Below are 9,319 nucleotides of genomic sequence, written 5' to 3' on the forward strand. Positions count from 1 at the left end.
AATACACTTGAGGTGAAGTGAATTATGTTTAGAGATACCAGAAGAAAAAAATTGAAAAACAGGGTTATTTTTACCGCTATCGGAGTATTTGTCCTTGGTTTTGGCATATGGCTGAATTTTCAGGGAAATGATAAGGATGAACAGCCTGCAGAGGATACTGTCAAAAAGGTAGAGGTACAGCAAACCGAATCAGATAAGGTTTCGGAAACAAAAGATAAAAACGGAAAAGACGGGACAGACACAGAAAACCGGCCTGAAACATATCTAATAAAAGAAGTGGAGGGAGTAGTCAAAGTCTTCGTATGTGATGAAGACGGCAATAAGGAACTGTATCTCATAACGTCCATTCCTTTTGATCTGCTTTCGGAAAGTGATCAGCAGCTGTTTGTAGACGGTGTGACTATAGAGACGGAAGAAGACTTAGGTGAATTCCTGCAAAACTTTGATAGCTAGGGGGCTTTTAATGAAACGTTTTATAAAAAAGAGTGCGTTTATTTTATGCGGACTTCTTCTTTCTATTATTATCATAGGTCAAGTTTTTCCTCAAAATGAAAGCACAGTGACCGCACCTGTAGTGGCGGAAAAGGTTCTGGTACCCGGAGGGCAGTCTGTAGGGGTCAAAATGGACGTCAGAGGTGTTTTAATAGTAGGTCTTGAGGAAATAGAAGGCAAAGACGGGAAAAAGGTCAATCCGGGTCTTTTAAGCGGTTTGCAGATCGGTGATATAATAATGGAAATAAACGGTACCGAAGTTTACAGAGCAGATGAAGTTCAGGCTCTTGTTAATGAGATAAAAGATACTGTGAAGCTCAAGATAAAACGCAATGATAATATTATGAACGTTGAAATAAATCCTGTGGAATCCGGAGAAGATGGCCTTTATAAGCTTGGAGTGTGGGTTAAGGATAAGACAGCGGGAATAGGGACACTGACATATTATGACCCTACAAACTCTACTTTTGGAGCATTAGGGCATGGTATAGTGGATCCGGAGACTAGTTCTATCCTTTCTGTAGAGACAGGTTTGCTTTTGGAGTCACAGGTTCAGGAAGTACAGGAGGGCAAAAGCGGTCAGCCGGGAGAAATAAGAGGAATATTTTATCATTCAGACAATCCGCTTGGAAGCCTTGAAAGAAACAGTAATTTCGGAGTTTTCGGCATTGCATATCATCCAATTGAAAATCCTTTATATGAACAGCCTATTGCGGTGGGTACCAAAGATCAGGTAGAATTAGGAAAAGCGTATATACTGTCAACGCTTTCCAATAATGAAATAAAGCGTTTTGAAATAGAGATTGAGAAAATAGAGAATCAGGATTCTCCTGCTGATAAGAGTATGGTCATAAAGGTAACTGATGAGGAGCTTTTGGAGGAAAGCGGAGGAATAATCCAGGGAATGAGCGGAAGCCCCATCATACAGAACGACAGGATCATCGGCGCCGTTACCCATGTGTTTGTGAACGATCCACAGCGAGGATACGGGATTTTTATCGAATGGATGCTGGAAGAGTCGAATCTTGTCGAAAAATAAAGCAAAATGTATTTAGTAAATTATTGATAATAATCTGAATCTATTTAAAATTAAGTATGTAACAATTGTCGAACAGAGTGTCTTAGGGCAAAAACAGGAGGAAAATGAAAATGAAAACAATTAAAATCGGTATCGCTGACGATAATAAGGAATTTTGTGAGATCCTTGTTGATTACTTCCAAGATAAAGAAGATATTGATTTGGCTTTCGTTTCTCATGATGGAATAAAAACAATAGAAAACATCAAATTACATCAACCTGAAATTTTAATACTGGACATGGTCATGCCCCATCTTGACGGATTGGGTGTTTTGGAAACTATAAATAATATAGAGCTTGAAAAGTATCCGAGAACTATCGTTTTATCAGCAGTGGGACAGGAGCCTATAACTCAGAAAGCAATAAGTCTGGGAGCGGAATATTACATAGTAAAGCCTTTCAATCTCGATATACTTATGAAGCGGATCAATCAGTTGTCAGGTGTCGATGATAAAAGTGAGAACAAAATGCAGTATGCCAGAGCCATACTGACAGGGCAGAAGGATGATGAAGAGAAAAGTCTGGAAATAGACATAACGAATATAATACATGAGATAGGAGTGCCTGCTCATATTAAGGGGTATCATTATCTTCGAGATGCTATCATCATGGTAGTGGAAGACATAGATCTTCTCGGGGCCGTCACTAAAGAACTCTATCCTGCTATTGCCAAAGCCAATAATACTACACCGAGCCGTGTAGAACGTGCTATAAGACATGCAATAGAAGTGGCATGGAACAGAGGCAAACTTGAGACCATTGATTCTTTGTTCGGTTACACAGTGCAAAACGATAAAGGAAAGCCCACCAATTCGGAATTTATCGCTATAATAGCGGATAAGTTGAGAATAGAGAGAAGGGCAAGCTGAGAGTCATCTAACATATTAATCATTTCAAAACTTGTTGTTGAAGAATCCGCAAGAAGATCTACAGAAACAAAATATAGAGATGACCATAGTAGGTTGAAAAATAATTTACAGGCAAACAATAAAAAAGAGCTGCTTAGGATAACTCAATTAGGGATTAACGAAAACAATGATTAATTTCTAAGCAAAGCCTTCCAACGGAACTCAAAAAAACAGAATGGCCACACTAGAGAGTATCGATATACTCCAGCGTGGTCATTTTCGTATTAATTAACATTCAAGTTTTATTCGATATTTAATTCAGACATAAGTCCTTTAGATGGCATAGATGCGTTTTTAAAAGCATTTCTAATTGTTTTTGCTTCCAATTCGCCTTGTGTAGCAATTTGAGAAATAATTGTCTGAGCATTTGATATCTTCTTAGATGGCACTCGCATTCTGATTGCGGTTCCTCTAAAGTTGGTCACTCCGTATTTTATTCCATGATTATCAATTAACATATAATTTCCATAACTAATAATACAGAAGCTTCCATTTAGATGCTTACAGATTTCATTTACCATATAAAGGCCAAATCCTGAATTTGCCCATTCATCGCTACTTTTTTGCTTCATTGACGGTCTGAATGCTTCTGAAATACCAGCTTTTAATGCCCATTGAAGAGCTTTTTCATTATCAGTAATATACTCTTTGTGAGCATGATTCCGTGTAATACTATTGTAAATGCCTATACCTTCATCTGCTATTGCAATCTCTGCTAATTCAAAGGATGGCCAATACTGTCCGCAAACCCACATAGTATTAGTACCGGCATGCTCTGGCGTATTTCGAAGTATCTCCCTGATTAAGTAGGTAAGAAGTTTATGTAACTCTTTATTACCTCTATCAACAATGCGAGCTAATCTTCCAGCTTCTTTTTCTATCAAATCGCCAACAACCATGTAATTTCCTTGTGAGATTTCATCTTGCTGTAATTCATCAACTTTGATTGGAGTTATGGGAATATAATTAGCACTACCATTTGCTTCACCCGGCATTTTTCCTATCCCCAGTGAATCAGAAACATATTTAAAAAAGCCCATTGTACCTGCATAACCTTTCCCTTCACATCCATCAATCCTAAATGGTATTTCTGGATACTGCATTCTGTAATTACGCATTGTAGCACCCATAATCAACATAGGTAGAGGATCAAAATTACGCATTTGAGAGAAATCGAAAACAACTTCATCATTTGGAACTTTTTCGTATATATCGTGAGCAAATTTAAGTGTTCCTACAAGTTCCATATCCGGAACGTATATTCTCATCTATAACACCTCCTTACGCAGCACCAATCCAACCATAACCTTGAACCGCCATGTCCACAAAGTGGTTCATGAGCAGAGATACCTTGGAATCAAATGCAGCTTTATCATAACTTTCAGGCAGATCATCATTCAATGATAATTCCACCTCATATTTCAGCTTGGCACGTGGCTGTTCATCTTTATACCAATCCACCACAAGAAGACTGCTACGATTATCGACTAATTTCTTATAAAGATTCTTTGCAGAGAGTTTTACTTTTTGCTCTTCAGCCTGTGTTAATTTTTTTCCGGCAATCAGCAAATCGTAAATTTCCAGTTCTTCTTCAGTTAGACCTTCGGTATTGGCTCGATTGTCTTCCTGACGAAGTTCTTCAAGGAGCTTAACAAGTTGCTCATAATAATCCTCATTTTCAGTGCCACCTGCATTATAGGAATCAATAATACGTTTGAAACGCTCTGAAAATTTAGTTCTGGTACAGTTTCTGTTAAGCATCTGCTCAAGAGCTTGCTCGATGTATTCCTTCAAGTCATTAATCTCAATCGCCTTATACGTAGCAACCTTTATCTCTTTCCTCAATTGTTCAACATCAACTTTAGAAAGGTCAATTGTCTTTGTGCCTTTAATCATGTACTGTGCAGGTTCCTCGCGCACATAATTAACGAAATCTTGACTTGCAGTAACACTACCATCAAGGATCTGATTCATTTTCTGTCTGGCACGAGCTACTTTTTCATCATCGATAGTATGGTAGAAAAGGCCATGCAAATACACAAGCGGTGCAAACTTATCGTTGCTCCAGTTTTTCTCAAAAATTTCCGGCTTTGATGCTTCATAGAGATTTGTCAACGTATTAAGGATAACCTTGAATTTTTCTTTATCACCATCTTTTGCAACGATAGTATCATAGGCACTTCTTAATGCATCCAGTTTATCGAGAGTATTTGAATCAGCGACCATCTTTTTCAAATCAATATCAAGAGACAACAAGAAAGAATCTGCTTCATCGATTGTGCCATCGATATAGCTTATTAATTGGTCAATATCCTTTGCCGGGAACTCTGTACCATCATCTCCAGTCGCATATTCAGTCAATGCTTTTTTCATGTACTTGAATACATTTACATAATCCACGATGATTCCGGCAGGTTTTCCGGGATACACTCTATTGGCACGAGCAATCGCTTGCATCAGCGTGTGTCCTTTCATTGGCTTATCAAGATAAAGTGTAGATAAGTTCTTTACATCAAATCCTGTTAGCCACATTGCACAAACAAACACAAGTTGCAGTGAGTCATCAGGATCTTTGAATCTATCCTCAATATCTCTACCGTCAGGTGTGATTTCTTTCATCTTTGTACGATGTTCAGATATCTTTAGACCTTGCTTCGCAAACTTGGCTTTCTCATCGTTTTCTTCAGAAATTATAACAGCCATTTCAACTTTATTCATGTAAGCAAGAATACGAGTGAGCTGATCACGTTCTTCTTTGGTAGAAGCAGTATTGCGCTCCTTCATGATATTCTGCTTTTCTATAGCCCAGTAATGCTGAACCTTGTCATACATTTTGACAGCAGTATATTTATCGACAGATACAACCATACCTTTTCCAAGAAATCCTCGTCTTGGAAAGTGGTAGGCAATATCCTGTGCCACTTTATCTAAGCGGTCATCTCTCTTGATAACTTCAAGGATACGGGAAGATGCATTCTCTAATAGTCTTGTCTCATCTTCATTAAGATTTTCTTCTTCGATAATGTCCACAACGTCATCGTCAAGGAAATCATTCTCAAGCCCAACTTCCGGAACTCGTCTGGAATAGAATAAAGGCACTGTAGATCCATCTTCAACAGACTGCGCAAAGTTATACTCTGATACATAATCACCGAACCATTGATTTGTAAGACGTTTTGTACCAAGTAGTGGTGTTCCGGTAAATGCGATAAAGTTAGCATTCGGAAGTGCAGTTCTCATGTTCTCTGCCAAATCCTTATACTGCGTTCTATGCGCTTCATCAACAAGGACGATAATATCGTCACGAGTAGAAAGCACCGGATATTTCTTTGTCTTATCGTATCTGAATTTATGGATGAGCGTGAAGATAAATGCCTTATTAGTAGTTAGGAAATCTCTTAACTGCTTGCTATCCTTAGGCTGGCATTCTTCTTTAGATCCGATAACCTCTGTACGTACGAAATTCTTATGAATCTGTGTATCCAAGTCTTCACGGTCAGTAATAACAAGGAATGAAAAGTTACCTGCAATTTTACGTTTCACCTTACGAGCAAACATAACCATAGAGTAGGATTTACCAGAGCCCTGTGTATGCCAGAAGACACCAAGTTTTCCGTTCAATTCTTTTCTGTTTTTCACAGATTCCATCAAGTTATTTACGCCTAAGTACTGGTGGTTCTTTGCGATAATTTTGATTCTCTGATTTTCAAAGAGAATGAAATTTTCTATATAATCAATGAGTCTATCTTTGCTAAGAAGACCATCAACAAAATATCTGACTGAGCTATCCTTGACATTATCTGCTGCAAGAATTGCTTCTCTGTCCAATTTTTCTTTTTCACTGTCAACCTTGAGCCATTCAAAGAAATAGTCGTAGGTTGCATTAAATGCACCAAGCTTTGTTTCCAGTCCATTAGAAAGCACACAAATCTGATTGAACGCAAAGAGATTCGGAATATCCCGCATATAATCTTTCAAATTCTTGTTGTAGGCTTCCTCGACCTTAACAATGCTATTTTTCAGTTCAATAAACACAAGGGGCATGCCATTAACAAAAATAAGGATATCCGGTCTGCGATAATAGACCTTTCCTTGTATCCACATCTGCGATACCGCTGTGAAAGTGTTATGCTTCGGATGCTCAAAGTCTATCAGCTTAACAAAATCGAAATTTTCTTTTCCGTTTCTGCGAACGGTAATCTTTATATTATTACGAATTTGTCTGTATAATTTGTAGTTGGTATCTACGATATCCGTTCCTGTATAATCCTGTCTCAGCATCTTTACAATCTCTTTGATTTTATCTTCTTCGATAGTTGGATTGATACGCTTTAGAGAAGACAGCATTACATCAGGAAGAATACATTCTTTCTTAGAATTTCTTCCTGTGCCATCATTTAAATCATCACGCTTGCTTGGATCAGCATCACAAATGAGGACGTCATATTCAAATGGTTCAGCTTTTAACTTTGAAAGTATAGCCTGTTCTATATCGTCTTCTGATATGAAGTTACGCATATGAACACCTCCTTAAACTTCAAGTTTTCCACTCATTAAGCGTGGTAAGAGCATGTCTCTCTGTTTGATGAGTTTATCATTTTGCATCATCAATGCTCGGATTGTTTGATATAAGGGTTCTTTTTGCTCATCAAATTTTTTTATTAACTCAGTTGGCGGAATAACTATCTTTACTTTTTTTATTAAATCCTGACTTAGATTCTGTTGTGCAGCACCAAATCCAATGAGTAACAGATAATCACGAATTGAATAAAGATAATGAAACAAATAGTGTCTAGAGATAATTTCATTTTTATCGCTAAAAACACAACAAGCCTGATTGCAAGTCATTTCAGAATCCAAATATGCTAACATACCAATGTTTACTCCGTACATTGCCATAACAACAGCCCCTTGTGGTAATAGCTTTGCGGACGATCCTTTTATTCCATCTTCCGTTATACATTCGTCAGTGTGAATTATTATGTTGTCTTTAATTTCTCCAGTCTTGACCCAAGGAATAGTGCCATCAGCGTAATACTCCTCATGCGTTCTACTTGGAGTTCCACCGGAGCATGTATTGTAATGAAGGCCTATTTTTTCTCTTACCCAACCTTTAGGCATTCCGTCTTCAAACTCCACATCCTCATATCCCGGAAAACGGAATCTTACAAACCATTCCTTGTAGAGATTTTCAGCCATTTGCTCTAAGAGTTTGATTCGCTTGTTGTTGTTTTCAATAGCAGTATCGTAAGTAGATAAAATAGATGCAACTTTTACTTGCGTATCATAATCTGGCACCCTAAGCTTTACTCTACAAATTTTATCCAAACTCAAATTATCTTGGGTTGTGCCTTTAGAAATCTGTTGAAAGTATAATTTTAGTTCATCGAACAAATACTTAACGTATGTTGTGTCTGATACATTCTCGTACGGCAAAAATCCAACGATACTATCTGGGAAACATGCATCCATACCAAGTATGGCAGAGTCCGCAATATTAGCTGCAATAGTGAAACATAATGTTCCTTTTTTCCAAAGTTTACTTTGTTTTAACCCCACGTCATTATATGTTTGTGTATAATCTACCAAATGTAGATTAGCCTTTTTTACATCACCTGTTTGGATAAAGGGATATTCCCCACCGTATAATATGGAGTCGTTTCTTGGTCTATGCTTTGATTTACCACGATTCACAGTACCGAGATCTGTTATTTTTACTATTTTATACTCATTCATATCACTCACCCAACAATCCTTTCAGATTATTCGAGATAAGTTCTTCTAAAGATTTCGCTTCAATACTTAAGGCAGTGAATTCAGCATTTAAGGAATACATTTCTTCTTTGAATTCTTCCTGTGTTAAGCCATCATCCTCGATAACCACACCGACATATCGTCCGGCATTAAGAGAGTAATCTTGATCAATGATTCCGTCTTCACCATCCATATGTGCGACTTTGCAAAGACCGATAACATCAGCGTATACACCATCCGGGAATCTTTCTGTTAACCAGTCAATCTGTGACTGCCAATATGATTTTGTAAGAATTTCTTTGTCATCAGAAGACTCCGGTGCATTGGCAAGCTCTACTTTGTACTCATCAATCAAATCTACAAGTGCCTGTGTATCGCCATGATAAAGCTTTGTGATAACACCAAGGTTCTTAATCTGTTCATCAGAGAATTTTCTGTGGGCACGGTCAATCTGTGTAAATACATTTCTTGCATCGATAAATAAGATTTCATTTTTCTTCTCAGTGTTCGGTTTCTGCTTATCAAAGAACCAAAGGGTTGCAGGAAGAGTAACTGATGAGAACATATTAGAAGGAAGGGTCACCATCTGTGAGATGATACCTTCTTCAATCATTTTCTTTCTAATATCATATTCTGAACCTGATGCATCAGATGCAGAATTAGCCATAACAAGAGCCGCCTTACCATTCTCATTTAATGCAGTAGCAAAGTAGCCAATCCACAAATAGTTTGCGTTAGGTACAGTTTCTTTTTTGTCAGATTTTTTCTTCGTTGATTTACTCTTGTTTCTTGGCACACCATATGTATCGAAACGTGCATCATCAGAAACCTTCTCAACAACAACCTCATCAACATTGAAAGGTGGATTTGCCATTACATAATCAAACTGTCCAACTGCATTATATGGATCAGAATAAAACGAGTTTGCCTCAGTAATGTCACCTCGAACATTGTTAAGAAGAAGATTCATCTTTGCAAGTTTTACTGTATCAGGTTCTTTTTCAACACCATAGCAACGAAACTTCATCTGTTCGCTTTCGCTGGCATTGTGGTTGTGCATATATCTTGCAGCCTGAACGAACATACC

Annotated in this window: 7 protein-coding genes; 3 read left to right on the top strand and 4 right to left on the bottom strand. The window is 37.7% G+C overall.

What is annotated here, in order from left to right; genetic code table 11:
- The first annotated feature begins 24 nt into the window (after window positions 1-24).
- From ACLR96_RS02890 to spo0A, 3 genes are all read left to right on the top strand, one after another.
- Window positions 25-453, top strand: coding sequence for a hypothetical protein (locus ACLR96_RS02890; protein ID WP_187525590.1), 429 nt, complete (start codon window positions 25-27; stop codon window positions 451-453).
- Window positions 454-463: 10 nt separating this feature from the next.
- Window positions 464-1,531, top strand: coding sequence for a SpoIVB peptidase (gene spoIVB, locus ACLR96_RS02895; RefSeq protein WP_187525589.1), 1,068 nt, complete (start codon window positions 464-466; stop codon window positions 1,529-1,531).
- Between the two features lie 104 nt (window positions 1,532-1,635).
- On the top strand, window positions 1,636-2,439 hold the full coding sequence (spo0A, locus tag ACLR96_RS02900; protein WP_187525588.1) for a sporulation transcription factor Spo0A: 804 nt from the start codon (window positions 1,636-1,638) through the stop codon (window positions 2,437-2,439).
- 281 nt (window positions 2,440-2,720) lie between these two features.
- On the opposite strand, the gene ACLR96_RS02905 is transcribed toward spo0A, so the two are convergent.
- From ACLR96_RS02905 to ACLR96_RS02920, 4 genes are all read right to left on the bottom strand, one after another.
- Window positions 2,721-3,746, bottom strand: coding sequence for a hypothetical protein (locus ACLR96_RS02905; protein WP_412265114.1), 1,026 nt, complete (start codon window positions 3,744-3,746; stop codon window positions 2,721-2,723).
- Between the two features lie 13 nt (window positions 3,747-3,759).
- Window positions 3,760-6,996 (bottom strand): type I restriction endonuclease subunit R, encoded by a 3,237-nt coding sequence (locus tag ACLR96_RS02910; RefSeq protein WP_412265115.1) that lies wholly within the window; start codon window positions 6,994-6,996, stop codon window positions 3,760-3,762.
- 12 nt (window positions 6,997-7,008) lie between these two features.
- Window positions 7,009-8,214, bottom strand: a complete 1,206-nt coding sequence (locus ACLR96_RS02915) for a restriction endonuclease subunit S (protein ID WP_412265116.1) — start codon at window positions 8,212-8,214, stop codon at window positions 7,009-7,011.
- Between the two features lies 1 nt (window position 8,215).
- A partial coding sequence (locus ACLR96_RS02920; RefSeq protein WP_412265117.1) for a class I SAM-dependent DNA methyltransferase occupies window positions 8,216-9,319 on the bottom strand: 1,104 nt, incomplete at its 5' end.

Origin of the sequence: Lentihominibacter sp., assembly GCF_046951855.1 — a bacterium.
In the GTDB taxonomy this organism is placed as follows: domain Bacteria; phylum Bacillota; class Clostridia; order Peptostreptococcales; family Anaerovoracaceae; genus Lentihominibacter; species Lentihominibacter hominis.

Bases quoted from the DNA above. Each gene is read 5' to 3' on its own strand.
- ACLR96_RS02890 (WP_187525590.1), top strand. From the start codon at position 25: ATGTTTAGAGATACCAGAAGAAAAAAATTGAAAAACAGGGTTATTTTT.
- spoIVB (WP_187525589.1), top strand. From the start codon at position 464: ATGAAACGTTTTATAAAAAAGAGTGCGTTTATTTTATGCGGACTTCTT.
- spo0A (WP_187525588.1), top strand. From the start codon at position 1,636: ATGAAAATGAAAACAATTAAAATCGGTATCGCTGACGATAATAAGGAA.
- ACLR96_RS02905 (WP_412265114.1), bottom strand. From the start codon at position 3,746: ATGAGAATATACGTTCCGGATATGGAACTTGTAGGAACACTTAAATTT.
- ACLR96_RS02910 (WP_412265115.1), bottom strand. From the start codon at position 6,996: ATGCGTAACTTCATATCAGAAGACGATATAGAACAGGCTATACTTTCA.
- ACLR96_RS02915 (WP_412265116.1), bottom strand. From the start codon at position 8,214: ATGAATGAGTATAAAATAGTAAAAATAACAGATCTCGGTACTGTGAAT.